18 protein-coding genes are annotated in these 18,146 nt (G+C 66.4%); 6 read left to right on the forward strand and 12 right to left on the reverse strand.

Annotated features, from left to right (window positions below; translation table 11 throughout):
* Positions 1-169: 169 nt before the first annotated feature.
* The gene (locus ACWDTF_RS24035) at positions 170-1,030 is read right to left on the reverse strand and encodes a ribokinase (RefSeq protein WP_449755190.1); all 861 of its coding nucleotides are present in this window, start codon (positions 1,028-1,030) and stop codon (positions 170-172) included.
* The gene (locus ACWDTF_RS24040; protein WP_449755191.1) at positions 1,027-1,788 is read right to left on the reverse strand and encodes an MBL fold metallo-hydrolase; all 762 of its coding nucleotides are present in this window, start codon (positions 1,786-1,788) and stop codon (positions 1,027-1,029) included. Before ACWDTF_RS24040 ends, ACWDTF_RS24035 begins: the two co-directional genes overlap by 4 nt.
* Before the next feature lie 33 nt (positions 1,789-1,821).
* On the opposite strand from ACWDTF_RS24040, the gene ACWDTF_RS24045 reads away from it, so the two are divergent.
* Entirely contained in the window at positions 1,822-3,789 is a 1,968-nt protein-coding gene (locus ACWDTF_RS24045; RefSeq protein ID WP_449755192.1) for an alkaline phosphatase family protein, read from the forward strand.
* Between the two features lie 393 nt (positions 3,790-4,182).
* Here ACWDTF_RS24045 and ACWDTF_RS24050 read toward each other — a convergent pair whose 3' ends face one another.
* The gene (locus ACWDTF_RS24050) at positions 4,183-4,959 is read right to left on the reverse strand and encodes an enoyl-CoA hydratase (protein WP_449755193.1); all 777 of its coding nucleotides are present in this window, start codon (positions 4,957-4,959) and stop codon (positions 4,183-4,185) included.
* Between the two features lie 11 nt (positions 4,960-4,970).
* A complete protein-coding gene (locus ACWDTF_RS24055) occupies positions 4,971-6,050 on the reverse strand; it encodes a 3-hydroxyisobutyryl-CoA hydrolase (RefSeq protein ID WP_449755194.1) in 1,080 nt (359 codons plus the stop codon).
* Positions 6,051-6,195: 145 nt separating this feature from the next.
* Here ACWDTF_RS24055 and ACWDTF_RS24060 point away from each other — a divergent pair, with 145 nt between their 5' ends.
* Both ACWDTF_RS24060 and ACWDTF_RS24065 read left to right on the forward strand, forming a co-directional pair.
* Positions 6,196-7,086, forward strand: a complete 891-nt coding sequence (locus ACWDTF_RS24060; RefSeq protein ID WP_449755195.1) for a siderophore-interacting protein — start codon at positions 6,196-6,198, stop codon at positions 7,084-7,086.
* A gap of 142 nt (positions 7,087-7,228) precedes the next feature.
* Complete coding sequence (locus ACWDTF_RS24065; protein WP_240860989.1) at positions 7,229-7,699, forward strand: hypothetical protein; 471 nt, start codon at positions 7,229-7,231, stop codon at positions 7,697-7,699.
* Between the two features lie 30 nt (positions 7,700-7,729).
* On the opposite strand, the gene ACWDTF_RS24070 is transcribed toward ACWDTF_RS24065, so the two are convergent.
* From ACWDTF_RS24070 to ACWDTF_RS24080, 3 genes are all read right to left on the reverse strand, one after another.
* A complete protein-coding gene (locus tag ACWDTF_RS24070; protein WP_240860987.1) occupies positions 7,730-8,632 on the reverse strand; it encodes an SDR family oxidoreductase in 903 nt (300 codons plus the stop codon).
* A gap of 100 nt (positions 8,633-8,732) precedes the next feature.
* Complete coding sequence (locus ACWDTF_RS24075; protein WP_240860985.1) at positions 8,733-9,599, reverse strand: SDR family oxidoreductase; 867 nt, start codon at positions 9,597-9,599, stop codon at positions 8,733-8,735.
* Positions 9,600-9,624: 25 nt separating this feature from the next.
* On the reverse strand, positions 9,625-10,104 hold the full coding sequence (locus tag ACWDTF_RS24080) for a MarR family winged helix-turn-helix transcriptional regulator (protein ID WP_240860984.1): 480 nt from the start codon (positions 10,102-10,104) through the stop codon (positions 9,625-9,627).
* A 103-nt stretch (positions 10,105-10,207) separates the two neighbouring features.
* Between ACWDTF_RS24080 and ACWDTF_RS24085 the strand changes: the two genes are divergently transcribed.
* The gene (locus ACWDTF_RS24085) at positions 10,208-11,701 is read left to right on the forward strand and encodes an MFS transporter (protein WP_355273571.1); all 1,494 of its coding nucleotides are present in this window, start codon (positions 10,208-10,210) and stop codon (positions 11,699-11,701) included.
* On the opposite strand, the gene ACWDTF_RS24090 is transcribed toward ACWDTF_RS24085, so the two are convergent.
* The gene (locus tag ACWDTF_RS24090; RefSeq protein ID WP_355273713.1) at positions 11,677-12,588 is read right to left on the reverse strand and encodes an oxygenase MpaB family protein; all 912 of its coding nucleotides are present in this window, start codon (positions 12,586-12,588) and stop codon (positions 11,677-11,679) included. The genes ACWDTF_RS24085 and ACWDTF_RS24090 overlap by 25 nt on opposite strands.
* An 84-nt stretch (positions 12,589-12,672) precedes the next feature.
* On the opposite strand from ACWDTF_RS24090, the gene ACWDTF_RS24095 reads away from it, so the two are divergent.
* Entirely contained in the window at positions 12,673-13,263 is a 591-nt protein-coding gene (locus ACWDTF_RS24095; protein WP_240860981.1) for a TetR/AcrR family transcriptional regulator, read from the forward strand.
* 5 nt (positions 13,264-13,268) lie between these two features.
* On the opposite strand, the gene ACWDTF_RS24100 is transcribed toward ACWDTF_RS24095, so the two are convergent.
* From ACWDTF_RS24100 to ACWDTF_RS24110, 3 genes are all read right to left on the reverse strand, one after another.
* Positions 13,269-14,606, reverse strand: a complete 1,338-nt coding sequence (locus ACWDTF_RS24100) for a hydroxysqualene dehydroxylase (RefSeq protein WP_449755196.1) — start codon at positions 14,604-14,606, stop codon at positions 13,269-13,271.
* A 178-nt stretch (positions 14,607-14,784) separates the two neighbouring features.
* Complete coding sequence (locus ACWDTF_RS24105) at positions 14,785-15,594, reverse strand: Gfo/Idh/MocA family protein (protein WP_449755197.1); 810 nt, start codon at positions 15,592-15,594, stop codon at positions 14,785-14,787.
* 51 nt (positions 15,595-15,645) lie between these two features.
* The gene (locus ACWDTF_RS24110; RefSeq protein ID WP_240860975.1) at positions 15,646-16,542 is read right to left on the reverse strand and encodes an extracellular catalytic domain type 1 short-chain-length polyhydroxyalkanoate depolymerase; all 897 of its coding nucleotides are present in this window, start codon (positions 16,540-16,542) and stop codon (positions 15,646-15,648) included.
* A gap of 249 nt (positions 16,543-16,791) precedes the next feature.
* Here ACWDTF_RS24110 and ACWDTF_RS24115 point away from each other — a divergent pair, with 249 nt between their 5' ends.
* The gene (locus ACWDTF_RS24115) at positions 16,792-17,220 is read left to right on the forward strand and encodes a MarR family winged helix-turn-helix transcriptional regulator (protein WP_240860972.1); all 429 of its coding nucleotides are present in this window, start codon (positions 16,792-16,794) and stop codon (positions 17,218-17,220) included.
* Here ACWDTF_RS24115 and ACWDTF_RS24120 read toward each other — a convergent pair.
* Complete coding sequence (locus ACWDTF_RS24120; RefSeq protein ID WP_449755198.1) at positions 17,213-18,022, reverse strand: hypothetical protein; 810 nt, start codon at positions 18,020-18,022, stop codon at positions 17,213-17,215. The two genes, ACWDTF_RS24115 and ACWDTF_RS24120, sit on opposite strands and share 8 nt — an antisense overlap.
* Positions 18,023-18,146: the final 124 nt, after the last annotated feature.

An 18,146-nucleotide genomic window follows, 5' to 3' on the forward strand; every position in this document is an offset into this window, starting at 1 on the left:
AAACCGGGAAACCCTACGACGAAACCACCGCCTGGGCACACCGCAACGACCAAGCCGCTTGACAACTTGGACCCCTGGGATGTCTTCGAGGCTCGTCGCTAGCGCTCCTCACATCTCAGCCAGCAGAGGGGAACTCAGCCGGCGAGCGTCGTCAACCAGCGGTGGGTACTCAGCCGGTGGAGCGCCCGGCGAGGAACGCCGTCGCGGCGTGTGCGGCGTCACGGGCGGCCGTGTGCAGACCCGTTCCGACGGCGAGCCCGGCGGCGAGCACACCCGCGAAATGGTCTCCCGCGCCGGTAGTGTCGGAGACCGGGACGCGATCCACCTCGACCGTCGATGTACGTACGGAATCGGCCACCACCACCCCGGCTGCGCCGAGGGTGATCACCACGGACTTCGACAACGAACACAGATCCCGCGCAACCGCTTCCGGGTCTGCCGAGACCTGCTGCGCCGAACACAGGGTGAAGTACGCGGCTTCGATCTCGTTGACCACCACAGGATCAGCGGCTGCGAGCACGGACTCCGGCAGCGCCGCAACCGGACTCGGGTTCAGCACAAACCGGCATCCACAATCGTGAGCCCATTGCGCAATCGAGTCAGTCACCGCCATCGGCGACTCCAGTTGTGTCAGAACAATACTCGGTTCGGCCTCATCGAGGGCCGCCCGCACCGCCTCGGGCGTCAGCAGGGAATTCGCCCCGGACACCACGACGATGCGGTTGTCGGCCGCCGCATCGACCTCGATGATCGCTCGGCCGCTGACCTCGTCGACCGTCACCACATGACGAACGTCGACACCGCCGGCCCGCGCCGCATCGAGCATCCGGCGCCCGGTGTCGTCGTCCCCGACCGCACCGATCAACGACGTCGGCACCAGACTCGCTGCGGCCATCGCCTGGTTGGCCCCTTTGCCACCGGGCCGTTCGATCAGTGTCGTACCCAGAACCGTCTCGCCGAGATCCGGTAACCGCTCGACCCGCACCACGAGGTCCATGTTCAACGTGCCGACCACCACCACCCGGCTCATGAGAGTTGCTCCCCCGGTTGGAGTTCGACGGCCTCTTTGCCATTGCGACGCGCAAGCTCCACGAACTGGGCGCCCGGCGAATAGAACCGCTCGGGCCGCACCCGCGACAGACCGATCGGCCACAGGGTTCCGAAATGGATCGGCACCGACCGTCGGGCGCGCACCACTTCGGCGGCCACCGTCGCCCGTTCCGGATTCATGTGCCCCTCACCGAGGGTCGGCCCCCACCCGGCGACCGGCAACAGGGCCAGATCCACATCACGCACCCAGTCGTGCAGGTCGGCATAGACGTCGGTGTCGCCGGCGAAGTAGGTGGTCGCATCCCCGGTCACCACGTACCCGAGCGCCGGTGTGGTGTGGTCGCCGCGCCGCCAGCGTCGGCCGTCGTGATCGGCCGGAACCGCGCGGATGGTGACCTGCCCGATCCGCACCTCGTCGCCGGGGCTCACCTCGATCAGCTCGTTGCCCAACCGCCGCAGTGAGGTCAGGGCGTCGGGAGCGCCGCGGGGCACCACGATCGGAACCTGCTCGCGCACAAGCCGCAATGACGGCAGGTGCGTGTGGTCGGCGTGCAAGTGCGACAGCACCACCACATCCGGGTCGAACACGCCGGGCCCGGACGGATTCTCGCCTCGGCGGCGCCTCAGATGGACCAGGCGCGAGGTCAGCACCGGATCGGTGAGCACCCGGGTACCGCGGTCCTCGATCAACGCGGTCGCGTGTCCCAGCCAGCGCAGGCGGGGCAGCGGGGAATTCACCCCAGTAGTCTCCCAGACGAGCGAAAGGATTCCATGCGCACCACCGCGACAATCTTCCGAGGGTTCGTCGAATTCCTCATCCTGTGGATCACCTCTGCGCTGGCCATCCTCGCCCTCGACAAGATCCTCGACGGCATCACCCTGCAGTCCTCCGACGTCGGCGTCACGGCGTTGGCAACGCTGCCGGCGGCGATGATCCTGGCCCTGGTGTTCGGCGTGCTCAACACCGCGCTGTGGCCGATCGCGGTGCGACTGATGTCGTGGGGCGGCCCGCTCCTCCTGTTCTTGATGACCTTCGTGACCAGCGGCTTGATCCTGGTCCTCGCGCTGTACCTGGTGCCGGTCGCCGAGATCGACCATCCGTTCAGCGCCTTCTTGATGGCGCTACCGCTGTCCTTGATCAGCTCGCTGATCGGCGGTGCGGTGGCCTCCCGGTCCGACACCGCCTACCGCCTGATGCTGGTTCGGCGCCAACGTTTTCGCCTACGGCGCGAACCCCGGCCGGCCGACGAGACGCCCGGTTTGCTCTGCATCCAGATCGACGGTCTCGGCCACGGTGTGCTGCGTCGCGCGATCGCCGACGGGGTGACCCCCACCCTGGCGAAATTGGTCCGCGAGTCGCACACGCTCATTCCTTGGCACACGGACTGGAGCAGCCAGACCGGCGCGACCCAACTCGGCATCCTGCACGGCAGCAACCACAACGTCCCCGCGTTCCGCTGGTACGACAAGTCGACCGGTCACACGTCGGTGTTCAGCAACCCCCGTGACAACGAACTGCGTGAGGAAGAACGCGCCGAGATCCCCGGACTGCTCGCCACGGACGGCGCCAGCCGCGGCAACCTCTTCACCGGGGGCGCCGCCGACAACGTGCTGGTGGTCAGCCGTATGCGCGGCGCTCGACTCGGCGGCGGCGCGGGCTACACGTCGTACTTCCTTGACCCGTCCAATGCGCTGCGCACCGTGCTCGGGATGATCGCCGAGATCGCTCGCGAGTTGCGACAATCCGCGCATCAACGCCGACGCGACATCCTGCCCCGCGTCCCTCGGGGCGGTGTCTACCCGTTTGTCCGGGCGTTCACCACCGTCCTGGCCACCGACATGACCGTCTCGGCCGTCGTCCGCGACATGATCCAGGGCCGCAGCATCATCTACGCCGACCTCATCGGGTACGACGAGGTGTCGCACCACTCGGGGATCTCCCGGCCCGAGACGCTGTCGGTGCTGACTCGAGTCGACGAGACCATCCGCCTGCTGCTCGCCGCGGCAGCGCAGGCCGACCGCGACTATCGCGTCGTCGTGCTCTCCGACCACGGTCAGAGTCAGGGCGCCACCTTCCGGCAACGCTACGGCGAAAGTCTCGCGCAACTGACCGGTCGACTGTGCGGCCACTCCGTGGAGCAGCCGCGCAAGAAGGCCGAATCCGAGGGCGGCCTGTACGCGGCCGCGAGCGTCAATGCCGCCGCGGAATCCGAACCCGCGCAGGCGAGGACGCCGGTGGTGTTGGGCTCGGGGAACCTGGGGCTGATCAGCTTCCCCGCCATCGACGGCCGCGCCGACACCGATGCAATCGAGGACCGATACCCGGGACTCCTCGACGCGCTGCGAACCCACCCCGGCATCGGGTTCCTCCTCGTCGCCCGCCCCGACGGCTCCTCGGTGGTGCTCGGCGCCGACGGCAGCGTCGACGTCGCTTCCGGGGTGGTCACCGGCGTCGACCCGCTGCAGCATTTCGGCGACGATGCCCTCGACAAGGCCCGTCGCACCGACGGTTTCGACAATGTCGCGGACGTCATGGTCGGCGGTGCCTACTGGCCCGAGACCGACGAGGTCGCGGCCTTCGAAGAGCAGGTCGGTTCACATGGCGGCATGGGCGGTCCGCAGAGCACCCCGTTCCTGCTGTATCCCGCCGACCTTCCGGCGCCCGACGACCCGGTGCACGGCGCCCAGAGCGTGCACCGGATTCTGGCCGGCTGGCGCGACCACCCGCTCCCTGCCTGACTCGAACGGTCCCACCCGCTCCCTACCTGACTCGAACGGTCCCACCCGCTCCCTGAGCCTGACCCGAACGGTCCCACCCGCTCCCTGAACCTGACCCTAACGGTCCCACCCGCTCCCTGAACCTGACCCGAACGGTCCCACCCGCTCCCTGAGGTGCGACGAGCGCTAGCGAGGAGCCTCGAAGGGCCTGGTGAGACAAGCACTTTCGTCGACCACATGCTGACACCGTGCCCTCGATGCCGTGCACTCACGGTGATTGCGCCAACGAGTCACGTCACCAGGCCTTCGAGGCTCTCGGCTGGCGCCTCGAGCACCTCAGGCAGCGTAGGTTGGCTCCGTTTCCACAGATCCAGGCTGTGCGACGACGCTGCCCGGTCGCTTCCACACTCTGGATCAACGGTGGGTGAACTTCGGCTCCCGCTTGTCGACGAACGCCGCCATCCCTTCGGTCTGGTCGTCGGTGGCGAAGGTCGAGTAGAACAACGCCCGTTCGGCGCGAACCCCTTCGGCGAGGCCCGATTCGAAGGCGCGATTGACGGCGTCCTTGGCCGCCGCCGACGCGATGAGCGACTTGGCGGCGATCGTCTCGGCGACCTCGATGGCGGTACTGCGGCACTCCTCGGTCGGCACCACACGCGACACCAGCCCGGCGCGTTCGGCCTCGTCGACCTTCATCTGGCGCCCGGTGAGCACCATGTCCATCGCCTTGGATTTACCGACGGCCCGTGTGAGTCGTTGTGAGCCACCGATTCCCGGAATGACACCCAGGTTGATCTCGGGCTGCCCGAACACCGCGTTCTCGCCGGCGATGATGAAGTCGCACAGCATCGCAAGCTCACACCCGCCACCCAGCGCGTAGCCGGTGACCGCGGCGATGATCGGGGTCCGCGTCCGCGACAGCTCATCCCAACTGCCGAAGAACTGCTCGTTCACCACGTCGGCGTAGGTCTTCGACGACATCTCCTTGATGTCGGCTCCGGCCGCGAAGGCCCGCTCCGAACCCGTGATGACGATCGCGCCGATGCCCTCGTCGACGTCGAAACCCTGGACCGCACCGACGACTTCGTTCATCAGTTCGGTGTTGAGCGCGTTGAGCGCCTTGGGCCGGTTGAGGGTGATGATCCCGACCCGGCCGGAACGCTCGATGATGATGGTCTGCAACTCGGACACTGAGGTTCTCCCTATGATTCGGCGGTGATTTCGCTGTCGAAGGTCAGTTCGTGCGGCAGCGGTTCGAAGAACTTGTCCACATCGCCCGACGAAACATTCTGCGCCCAAGCAGGATTGCGATCCTTGTCGATGACCTGAGCGCGGATCCCCTCGGCCATGTCGGGGTGCAGCAGGCAGCGCAGGGAAACCCGATACTCGCGCGTCAGGGTCTCCTCCAGAGAGTCGTCACCGGCGGCGTGCTGCAGCGAGCGCAGCGTGACCGCGGTGGCGGTCGGGCTCTTGGCCGCAACAGCGTCGGCCACCTTGTCGGCTTCCGGGGTTCCAACTGCACGCAGGGCGTCGACGATCTCCGGAACTGTCTCGGCAGCAAAGGCTTTCGAGATCCAATCGGCCTGTTCGGTCAGCGGTGAAGCCGGCGGAGCGGTGGTGAACTCGTCGAGCGCCGACGCCAGACCGTTGGTGCCGATCGCCGTCCGGAAGTCGTCGAGGCGATCGGCGGGGACGAAGTGGTCGGCGAGTCCGAGCGCGACCGCGTCAGCACCCTTGAGCGGGTTCGCGGTCAGTCCCGCATAGCGGCCCAGATTGTCGGGCACGCGGGAAAGCAGATGTGTACCACCGACATCCGGCACGAATCCGATGCCCACCTCGGGCATCGCCAACCGGGTGCGGTCCGTGACGACACGAGTGTTGCCGTGCGCCGAGATACCCACGCCGCCACCCATGACAATGCCGCCCATCAGGGCGACGTACGGCTTCGGGAAGCGGGCGATCTCAGCGTTGAGCCGGTATTCGTCAAACCAGAACTTCGCCGACGGCGACTGCTCGGCCTGGTCGTCACCGGCCGCGGGATCACCGCTGAGGGCCGCGGCGTCGCGATGGATCGCCACGATGTCGCCGCCCGCGCACAGTCCACGATCGCCCGCACCGGACACCACCACGACGTCCACCGAGTCGTCGGCCGCCCACTCGTCGAGCAGTCGCGCCATCTCGAGAGCCATCTCGTGGTCGAGTGCGTTGATCGACTTCGGCCGATTGAGCACCAGGTAGGCGGCCGAACCGATCCTCTCGGTGAGCACGGACGGTTCCGTCACGGCGTCTCCTCTCTGAGCCTGCGATTCGACCTAGATACTTGCATATCCAAGTAAATGTGTCCACGGGCGGGCACTCTTCGCTGATCGAGCCGACACCGAGCCGCCAGGCGAGGAGTCGTGTCGAGGTCACGTCTACGGTTGCCCCATGAGCTACTCGAAGGCAGTCGTCCGTGACGTGGCGCAACTCGGGCCGCGGTTCCTCCGAATCCTCTTCGACGTCGACGACCTCGACCACCTGGCACTGCCGGGCAACTCCGACGAGGCAGTCGGGCTCTGGGTCCCGTCGCCCGGCGAGCACTCCGTCCCCGCGATGACCGAACGTAACGGCGTCTGGGCCTACCACGACACCGAGAACACCCCGGAAGGCCGGAACTACTCGATTCGCGCCGTCGACCGCGCCGCGAGGACGGTCACCGTCGACGTCGTGGTGCATGCCGCTGGTCCGATCACCGAGTTCGCGCAACGCGCGCGTCCCGGCGACGAGGTCGCGATGTCGCACGCTCGCAGTTGGTACCACCCACCGGCCGACACCGACTGGTACGTGTACGCCGCCGATCTGGCCGGACTGCCCGCGCTCGCCCGCATCCTCACCGAATCGTCCATCCTCACCGAATCGTCACAGCCGGCCACGCAGTCCATCGTCGTCGTCGAGGTGGTCGACCCGGTCGATCTCGAGTTGCTTCCCGAGCACGACGGTCTGATCACCATCGTCGGCGGCAACGGTCACGGCCCGAGTGGGCTCGCCGACGCCGTGCGGGAGTGTGCGTTCCCGGCCGGCCGCGGGTACTGCTGGTTCGCCGGCGAGGCGGCGCAGTCGCGTGCCGTGCGCAAGCATCTTCGAGGCGAACTCCGTTGGAGCCGAGACCAATACGACATCATCGGCTACTGGCGATCCGAAGGCGAGCGCTGGGCCAAGGAGTACGAGAAGCACGGCACCGAACTGCTCGCCGTCTACGAGAAGGCGATCGCCGACGGCAAGGGCACCAAGGTGGCCGGCGAGGAGTTCGACGAGGCACTCGAACGCGCGGGCCTCTGACCCACCGTGTCCCCCGATTGGTGGAGGCGGCAATCCACCGACCGATCAGCCGGTGAGCGGAATCCGCACGAGGACTCCTCAGAGCAGAGTCATGGGTGTCACCGGGACCACCAACCCGGCCCACACACCAAGGAGCACACTCATGATCACCAAGACCCGCCGCATCACCGCCGGAGTCGCTGCCGTGGCCGCGACCGCCGGCATCGGATTCGCCTGTGCCGGAGCCGCACACGCCGGCACCATGCCCGTCACCCGGCCCGGCGAGCCGACCGTCGCGATGACGATCACCAACCACACCAACAAGCCCGAATACCTGGTCGGGGCGACCGCCGGTCAGGGCGGTCAGTGGGTCAACGCACCGCAGCGCGTCCTCTACCCTGGGGCCAGCGAAACCGTCACCGCGGTCGCGCCGTTCGCGAACTCGCTGACCGTCGACGCGCAGTACCGGATCGGCCTGTTCGGCCCGACCGCCAACTACGAGATCGAGAACATGAAGCACAACACCAACACCGCGATGAGCGGCATCTGGGGACCGCGCGCCCAGAACTACTGGATGAACAACAGCATCAGCAGCCGCTACCCGACAGTGAACGTCGGATTCGATCAGTGGTGAAACTCGGGCGTTCGACGAGCGCGTGAACGGTCAAGATCTGGGGACGCTCCCCGACTCCAGATTGCGCGCGCTCGTCGAACGCCCCAATGCCGCCACCTCGGCGTCCATCCGGGGCAGGATCTCGGTGGACGCCGCACGGGTGGCGTTCTCGGCCACCCGTGACGTCAGCACTGGTTTGATCCACCGCAGGAGACCCACCCACCCAGGGACATTGATCCGCCGACTGCGACGAGAGATTCCCCGTACGAACGCTTTGACGCACACATCCGCGTCGATGGAGTGCTTCATCGGACCGGGTAACGTCGCCCGCATCTCGTCGAAAGTGGGCATGTCTGCTTGTGATTCACGCACCAGCGGGGTGTCGAGCCACGACATGTGAGCCGACCCGACGTCGACGCCCGTCGGCAGCAATTCGAGTCGCAACGCGTTGGCGAACTGTTCCACACCCGCCTTGCTCGCGTGATAGGCGGCGAGTCCGGGCACCACACCGTAGGCGGCCGACGACGAAACGATCAGGATATAGCCCTTGCGGTCGATGACAGAGGGCAAAGCCGCACGCACCGTGTGAAAGACGCCGGTGATGTTGATGTCGATGACCTTGCGGAACGTCGCCGGATCGATGCATTGAACCGAGCCGTACCCGCCGATACCCGCATTGGCGACCACCACGTCGACCCCGCCGAAGCGTTCGATCCCCTTCGCTGTCGCCACCTCGACCGCCGACAGGTCGGTCACATCGGCGATCGCGGTGAGCGCAGCGTCGCCCAACTCCGCCCCCAGGTCGTCGAGCGCGGGCGCGTCGACGTCGACCAGGATCAGCTTGGCACCTTGGGCGGCAAGCGCTTTGGCGGTTCCCCGACCGATTCCCTGTGCCGCGCCCGTGATCAGGACAACCTTGCCTCGCAGATTCGTGCCGCCTCGTCGCAGTTTCATGCGTGAATTATCCGCAATCTTCGTTGACTGTGCGTCGAATTTCGTTGATCGTGCACACGGCACGCACGGTCAACGGTTTGGGACGCACGGTCAACGGGGGTCAGTACTGCGCGACCTGGCCATCCTTGGGCGCTCGATACATGCGCCACAACAACTTCGGCATCGATCGCAATGGCAACGGCTTGGGCCAGTCGCGGGATCGGAGCAACGCCTCGGTCCCGCCGTCGACGGTGATGACGCTGCCGCACATGAAATCGGCGCTGTCGGACAGCATCAGCATCACCCAGGCCGCGAGCTGCTCGGGTGTTCCGTACTCCCGCACCGGCACCGGAAACGACCGCACGTTCTTGCCCTGCGCGCTGTTCAGTTGGGATTGCAGGAGCGGCGTCATCACCGGGCCCGGTGCGAGGACGTTCACCCGGATTCCCGCACCGGCCCAGTCCGGGCGCGTTCCGTGCAACCGACACCACTGCGTGACGGCCACCTTCGACGCCGCGTAGGCCGCGGGCGCCGACACCTGACCCCGCCGGCGAATCTGCCGCGCGGCGGCCTCGGTGTCACCGGCGATCAGGCGTCGTACCGCGCGATGGGGCACCAGCGGCGTCGACGTCGTCGAATTAGAACCGAAGACAACGACTTTCGCATTCGACGCGGACGCGAGCGCCGGCCGCCACGCCGTCAGGAGTTCGGTGACGCCGAGAACATTCACGTCGAGGATCGTCTGTTCCTGACCACGTTTCGGACCCAGCCCGGCCGCGAGCACCGCGCCGTCGAGCCGTCCCGAGCAGCGTTCGAGAACCGCCGACGCCGCGGCCGCCCGACCGTCGGCCGTCGACAGATCGGCGGCGATGTCCGCGTCGGTTCCGGGCCGATCGATGCCCAGAACGGTGTGCCCGGCCTCGGTCAACGATGCCGCCACCGCAGCACCCATCCCCGACGCCGCGCCGGTCACCGCATATGTGCCCATCAATTCCTCACTTGCTGCCGGTTCGTCACTTGGCGAGTCGGGTGTCGCGGTCCTGGCGATGCAGGACGCGGTCGTAGGCGTCGTTGTAGGCGCGGAGTTCGCGGAGCAGCGATTCGGGTGTCCCTGGTGCCAGGTCGGCGAAGACCTGCTCGAGTCGGCCCGCGCGCAGTGTGCCGTCGTGGATGAAGGCCTCGTGACCACGAGTGGTCGGACGAATCCTGCGGCTCGGTGAACCCTCGACGTCGAACCGTTCGAGGTAGCCGTGTTTGATCGCAGCGTTCACCTGCCGGTTCACCGTCGACTGTTCGAGGTCGAGGTCGACGGTCAGCTGACGCAGGGTGCGCGGGCGTCCGTCGGACAGCAGCCACAGGATCGTGAAAGCCGAGTTGTCGAGGATCGAATCGGGATGGATGTTGACCTTGCGACGAGTCAACCGGAGCAACTCGTCGGCCAGATGGCCGTAGACCGGCACCGGCCAGAACGACGCGTCCTTCTCAGCCGCCATCCCGACCCAACTCCTTCGCACGGCGAATGTCCGATTCGCTGTATGTACGGTACATATGTAGCCTGCATACGTCGCCGGAAATGATGCCAGTGGAGTGTGCCGTATGACAAGCAAACCCGACCTCACCGTCGTCGACGACGCCGGCGTGCCCCACGCGGACACGACCCCGGCCGGCGCGATCGGCACGGTCGTCGTGCTGTGCGTCGCGGGTCTGATCGCGTCGCTTATGCAGACGCTGATCATCCCGATCCAGCCCGAACTCCCCACGCTCCTGGGTACCTCGATCTCGAGTGCGTCGTGGATCATCACCGCCACCCTGCTGGCCGCCGCGATCGCCATGCCGGTCGCCGGTCGCCTCGGCGACATGTTCGGCAAGCAGCGCATCATGATCGGCAGCGGAATCCTTCTGACGGTCGGATCGCTCGTCTGCGCGTTGAGCAATTCGGTGGTGCCGCTGGTGGCCGGTCGCGCGATCCAAGGTCTTGCCATGGGTCTGATCCCGGTGGGCATCAGCCTGATGCGTGAAGTGACCCCGCCTCGTCTGACGTCGATGGCGGTTGCCGCGATGAGCGCGACGCTGGGCGTAGGCGGCGGTGTCGGACTGCCGCTGGCCGCCTGGATCACCGAAGAGTGGAACTGGCACATGCTGTTCTGGGTGTCCACCGCGTTGGCCGTGGTGATCACCGTGCTGATCGTCCTCGTGGTACCCCATATCGCCGACGCTGCGGGTGGCCGATTCGACTATCTCGGTGCGCTCGGACTCGGTCTCGGTCTGGTGAGTGCGCTCATCGCCATCTCCAAGGGCAACGACTGGGGGTGGACCTCGGGCAGCACCCTCGGTCTCCTCGTCGGCGGCCTGGCGATCCTGGTCCTGTGGGGTTTCTACGAGGTTCGGCACCGCGAGCCCCTCGTCGACCTGCGGACCACCGCAAAGCCCGCGGTGCTGCTCACCAACCTGGCCGCCATCGCCATCGGCTTCGGCATGATGGCGCAGGCCATCGTGATCCCGGCCCTGCTGGAGACACCCGAGTTCACCGGGTACGGCCTCGGGCAGACCGTCTTCGCGGCAGGCCTGTGGATGGCACCCGGCGGCTTGACGATGATGCTGTTCGCCCCGGTGTCGGGGTTGCTCATCAACAAGATCGGCGCGAAGTACACCCTGGCCATCGGCGCCACCGTGCTGGGCGCCGGTTATCTTGTCGCCTTCTTCCTGATGAACTCGGCCTGGCAACTCGCGCTGGCATCGATCATCGGTTCCGCGGGCGTGGGTATCGGTTACGCGGCCATGCCGACCCTCATCATGGGCTCGGTGCCCATCACCGAGGCCGGTGCCGCGGTCGGACTCAACGGCCTGATGCGGTCCATCGGCACCACCGTCGCCTCCGCGGTGATGGCGCTCGTCCTGGCGAGTTCGACGACCGAGTACTTCGGCCGCGACTTCCCCGACCAGTCAACCTTCCACTGGTGCTTCGTGATCGCCGCCGCGGCAGCGTTCATCGGTGTCGCGATCACCCTGTGCATCCCGACCGCACGTCCGACAGCCGGCCCCCAAGCCGTGCGCCTCGCAGGCGATCAGCGCGTCGCAGCCGAGGCCTGAGATTCGACGGCCGTCTCCGACGGGGTGTGCTGCACGGGGCAGCCTTTCGCAAAGGTGCCCATCTTGTCGATCTGGAAACCGTTGGGGTAGCTCCGGATTCGCGGCATGTCGTGCACGTACTGCGGCTTGCGGCGGGACGGCAGGAACGACAGCAGCCGCGCCCTGGCCTTCAGTGCGCCACGCGACACCTTCCGTGCGATCTCGCCGGGATCCCGATAACCGAACGCCTCGATCAGGGGTTCGTCCATCAACGACCGGCTAAACACGTCGACGCCGCGTGCGGCGAAGCCGGGATAGAACGACGCCATCAGCTCCATCGTCGCATCCGCCACCCGCCGCGCGCCGGCGTCGAAGGCGAAGTGTTGCGCCTCGTAGGTGTCCATGAAATCGGCGAAGTCGTCGTAGGTGGTCGGGATGTCCTTGATGCCCATGTGCTTTCCCAGCGACTGGTAGTAGCGCACGGATGCCAAGATCTCGCCGTCGGTGAGGTCGCGCCAACCGAAATCGGCCAGCCACCTGCGCGGTACGACCACGAATGTGGACAGGACGTAACGGAAGTCGTCGTTGGAGATGTCGTACATGTGGTGCATCTGGTTGATCCGACGGATGGCGCTCTTTCCGCGCGCACTGTCGAATCCCTCGATCAGCGGCACCTCGAGCAGGATGCTCGTGTCGTCGTAGCGCTTCTGGGTGGACTCGGTGAAGGCGGCGGTCTCGTCGAGCAGTCGGCCGATGCTCGGTACGGCGTAGGTCCGGAAGAGCGCAAAGCTGAGTGCCTGGTTGATGTCCCACGGGAACTCGAGCGTCGACAGGTTGCGATAGATCTCGGTGTAGTCGGTCTCGGGATTCAACCCGGCATTCGGATGATTCTTGCGGGGATTCACCATGCGCACTGCGGTCTCCTTCGTCGCGTCCACAAAGCGTAAGTGAACTTATTGTTTTGTGCAACAGGTCACATCTACACTGAGTGGGTGGAATCGACGGAACGGCGGCGGACGACGCCCTCGCACACTGCCAAGGTTCGCTACCTCGAGGCCGGGCTGCTGATCCTCGCCGAACAGGGGCATGCCGGGCTCAAGCTCGCGACGGTCTGCGGTTCGGTGGGCGCAACGACCGGGTCGTTCTATCACGCTTTTCCCAGCTGGGGCACGTACACCGCGGCTCTGATCCGATACTGGCGCGCCGAGAAGAGCCAACGATTAATCGCCGACGCGACCTCCGTCGCCGACCCGCTGGAACGTCTCACCTTCCTCACCGGCATCGCGTTGCGATTGCCCCACGACACCGAGGCCGCCATCCGCGTCTGGGCCGACCGCGACCCCGAGGTGCGCGCGATCCAGGCCGAGGTCGACGAGGAACGCCGCAGCTACATCGCCGACACCCTGGCCGCCGTCACCGGCGATCGGGAGCAGGCCGAACTGCACTCGAGAGCCGCCATGTACCTGCTCGTCGGCTACGAGAACGGCTCGCAACGATCCCTCCGGGCACTCGACTGGGCCCTGCAGAGCCTGCTCTCCCAGGTGCTCGCCGAATCCGGACTGACTGCGGCCCCACCCCAATAGGTCGCCTATCGCCCGAGGATCACGTCGACCGCGCGGGCGGCGCTCTGGCACGCGCCCTCCATGGTCGTGGTCCAGTCGGTCCGGGTCCAGTCACCGGCCAGAGCGAGACCGCGTACCGCGGTGCGTTGGTCGGGACGAATGCCCGCGGTGCCGGGTCGTTGCGCGAATGTCGATTTCGGCATGCGCACCACATGGCTGTGAATCACCTTGGCGCCCTTGGCACCCGGATAGTATTTGCGCAGCATGTCCATCTGGATGTCGGTGATCTCGACATTGGACTTCTGTGTCAGCTCGTAGGCGGCCGACACCGTCGTCGAATAGAAGTGGTTCTCCGTGGCGTCGCGGCCATGCATCCGCTGGCGGTCCCAAACCTGTTCCAGGACACCCTCTCCCCCGTAGAGGATCTCGCCCCAGTCCGACATCCCGATCGAGCGGTCGAGGTAAAGATTGACACTCACGATCGGCACCGGAGTCAGGGCTTGCGCTGCGGCATAGATCTTTTCGTGACCGGGCACCTGGTCCAGCAGACCGGCGATGTTCCAGACCGGGACCGCGCAGACGACGGCATCGGCAGCGATGTGTTCGCCGCCGACCAGCGTCACACCGGTCACGGCCCCGTCGGCGACATCGACGGACGAGACGACGGCCCGGTGTCGGACGTCGACACCCGCGTTCGCAAACTTCTTCTCCGCGCCATCGATGAACAGGGTGTCGAGATCGACTGTGGGATAACCGATCGAGATCGGCGTCTTGGTTGCACGGGCCCGTCGCATGCCGGTCACCAACAGGTCTGCGGGCACCTTGGCCGAGGAGATGTCGGGCTTGTCGCCGGTCAGTCCGATCACGATGCCGTCCCACAGCGCGTCGCGTGCCGATTGGGGCATACCGATGCGGCGGAACCATTCGTCGGCGGTGACGTCGTCGAGCCACGCCGGTTGTCGTAGTGCCTGCCGGATCAGTGTCGCCTGCGCCCGCGCGGTCCGCAGTTTGTCCAACCCCTTCACACCCGGCAGGTCACCGAGCGCCGTCCGCAGGCCGGACACTCCCGAGAACGACGACGTGCGGGTTTCCCCGCCGGGCATCCGCATCGTCATGTGACCCGGAAACGCCACATGCATGCGGGTGCCGACACTGTCCAGATACCGCATCAGGTGCTCGTAGCCGCTGGCGAAGACGTGTTGCCCGTTGTCGGGTACGTCGTCGACCGCGGCCAGCGGCATCGAGATGGTTCGACCACCGAGCGATCCCCGACGCACCAGCAACGTCACCCGATGACCGGCTTCGGCGAGCCACACCGCCGACGCCAGACCCGCCAGTCCTCCACCCACGACCACACAATGCATGGACCGAGGGTAACCGTCAGGCGTGACCGAAGCGAGACGAACCGGTATGAATCGTCTCAACCACTCGAAGGGTCGCCCTGGTCCCGGCATGATCGCGTTCCGGGGTGTCGGCGCCGGAGATCAGATCGGCGAATCGTCGTATCTCGTGCTCCATGTTGTTGTGCGGCACGTCGAGCTCCTAGTCGCGCTGCACACCGTCGAGGCTGGTCACCGTGGCTGTTCGCGGTTCGGCGACGTGGTCGAAGGTGATGGTGCCGCGCTCTCCCTGAATCTCGTTGACGCGGTTCGACGCGGTGATCTTCGAGTAGGACAGATCCACGATGAAGCCGTCGTAGATTGCGAGCGCGGCCCCTGCTCCATCTGCACCACCGGGAATGGGGATCGCTGCACCGAGCACCCGGTCGGGTTCGCCGAAAAGGTGGATCATCGCGGCGATCGGATACACCCCGAGGTCGTATAGCGCACCGCCGGCCAGCGCGGGGTCGAAGATGTTGACGCGCTCACCGGCGAGTACTTTGTCGTAGCGCGCCGACCGCTGGCAGTAGGCAAACGATGCTCGACGCAACACGCCGATCTCGGGAAGCAGTTCGGCCAGCGCAGCCATTGCCGGGTCGTACACATTGCGGATCGCCTCCAGCACGATGACGTCTGCCGCCGACGCCGCCGCCGCCAGCTCGTCGAACTCTGCGACGGTCGGAAATGCGGGCTTCTCGACGAGGACGTGCTTGCCCGCACCGATCGCCTGGAGCGCCTGGTCGTGATGAATGCCGTTGGGAGAGGCGATGTACACGGCGTCGACGTCGGCCGACGCGAGCAATCCGTCGAGATCGGCACTCGACTGCGCAATCCCCGTCTCGGCGGCGAACTGCGCTGCGTGTTCGGAGTTGCGCGAGTAGGCGGTCGCGACCTGCACTGCCGGCACCTGCGCAGCAGCGTCGAGGAAGGTACGGGTGATGGTCGACGTCCCGATGGTGGCGATGCGGATCATGTGGTCAATTGTTGCCCTCACGAGGCCGACACTCACCGACGTTCTCCGAATTCAGCGCACGCCCAGCCCGAAGAAGTCGGCGATCGCGGCGGTGGCGTCGAGTGCAGCGGGCTGCGATGCCGATCGAGAACCCGGCCATTCGTGCCCACCACCGGCAACGGTGATGAGCTCGACCGTACGTCCGGCACGGCATCGCGCCGTCGAGATCGTCAGACGTCCCGACCTGCCGATCCTCGGGGGCGCGCACCGATCGGCGTTGCGCCACAACGCATTGTCGGCAGCCACGGACAGTCCGTTCACCCGAGCCCCGCCACCTCCGAAGGGCAGTCCCGGTCCGCCGCGATACGGGACCCGTGGGTCGGCATCGCCATGGATGTGCAGAACGGATGTCGGGGCGGGTGACGAGCACCGGCTGACGATGGTGCCGGCCACGACAGCCACGGCCGCAAACAGATTGGTCTGGCACGCAAGGCGATAGGTCATCATGGCACCGTTGGACATGCCGGTCACGTAGATGCGCCGCGGGTCGATCGAGGTCCTCTTGGACACGTCCGCGACGACCGCACGAATGAATCCCACGTCGTCGACGTTGCGCTGTTGCGCAGGACCACAACAGGTTCCGGCATTCCACGACCGTCGGAATCCGTCGGGATAGGCAACCACGAATCCCCGACGCTGCGCCTGTGAGTCCCACCCATAGGCCCGCTGCGCCTGGCGGGCCGAACCGTATCCGCCATGCAGCACCACGACGAGCGGTGCGGCACCTGGGCGCGATCGGGGCACGAACAGCTGATACTGACGCTCGAGCCCACCATGATTCAGCTGGTGCGACGAGCGGCCGGTCGGGGCGGCAGCCGCGTTCGACGGAACCATCAGGAGTGCCGCAAGCACGGCGAGGCAGACCACGGCGCAAGCATGGCGAGATCGGGTGAGGACCATACGAACCATTTTGACAAGATACTTGCCTAAATGCAACGCCTCTCCTGAGCCGAGGTGCCCCTACCGCTCCCGGAGGTGCGAGGAGCGAAAGCGACGAGCCTCGAAGGGCTGGTGAGACAACAATGTCGTCTCACCAGAGGCTTCGAGGCTCGCAGGCTCGCACCTCAGCCATCGGGACGGCCCTGCTCAGCCAGCGGGAGGGCGCGGATGCATCTAGGAGGCGGCGGAGACCTCTTCCCGATTTGAAAGACTGATCGCATGCAGTTGCCCCCGCGTACGACACCGGCGCTCGTCCAGGCGCTGGCGCGTCGTGCCGGGCCACGGGTTGCGGCGGCATTCGCCGAAGCGGGACTCGACGGCGTCACCCCTGCGCAAGCGGTCGCGCTGGTTCCGCTGGTGGAGTCGCCGCGTCATGCGTCGGATCTGGCCGAGATCAACGGGGTCAGCCGGCAAGCCGTCGCCCAAGCACTCACCGCACTCGAGAAGGGCGGCTACGTCCGGCGGATCACCGACCCGGACGACGCGCGCGCAAAGCTCATCGAACTCACCGAACGGGGATGGCTGGCTCTGCGCACCATGCGTCGAACGGCATTGGAAGTGGAGCGGGAGTGGGAGGCGACGCTCGGAGCCGAGGACGCAGCCACGTTCCGGGCCCTCCTGAGTCGCTTGCTCGACACGTCTACGTGAAATACGACGCGTACTGCGCATACGGGACCTGCCCAGTGGCGCTCGCCTTGATCGCACGGGCCACGGCCGGCGGGATCGGGGCCCAGTACGCGGGCATCGCCGCTGCGATGTCGGGCTTCACGATGTAGAGCAACACGAAGTTGACCAGCCACAGTGGCGGCGCCATCGACATGCCGACGGTCGCGGTGCGAACGTTCTTGGTGTTGGCGACCAGCTGCGCCTCACCCGAGATCTGCTGTGCGACAAACCCGAACGGTAGTTCTGCCGTGTAGGCCGACCGATAGAGCGCTTCCAGGGAGCGCCGCGCACCATTCGCCCGCATCCAGTTCCCGACATAGCCGCCGGGCGCGATGAGCGTGTTCACCTGGCGAGTCGGAGCACTGGCATTCGCCGGACTCTGCAACATGCCGCTCTTGGTGACGTAGAGGCCGTAGCTGCCCAGGATGGAACCGCCGAAACCGGGGCGCCCGTTGGTGTTCGTCAGGATACCCAGACAGGCATCGATGATCTTGGCAGACTGCTTCGACCCACCCACGCCGCTGCCCGTGACGAAATCGCGATACTGTTTCTCGCTCAACGCGTCGGCCGGCGTCAATCCCAGGCCGCGTGCGATCCGTTCCGCGGCCTGACGACCCACGGGTCGGTTCAGCTGACCGGGCGACGTCAACTTCGCCGGCGCGTAGGGAAGGTAGCGCTCCGGCCCGGCGAATGGTTGCGCAAAACCTGTGTCCTGCGTCTGCGCACGAGGCGGTGCCCCGTGCGCCGACGGAGAGATCACGAGGGGAATCGCGCACATCGTCATGATGAGCGGGACGATGATGACACTGCGAAGTGTCAAGGGACATCGGGAAGTGCCCACAGGCGGACGTGAAAACTGCCCGTAGACGGTCACGAAGGTGTGCCCGGTGGCGGACATGAATCTGCCC

The sequence above is a fragment of the Gordonia sp. NPDC003422 genome (assembly GCF_053588675.1).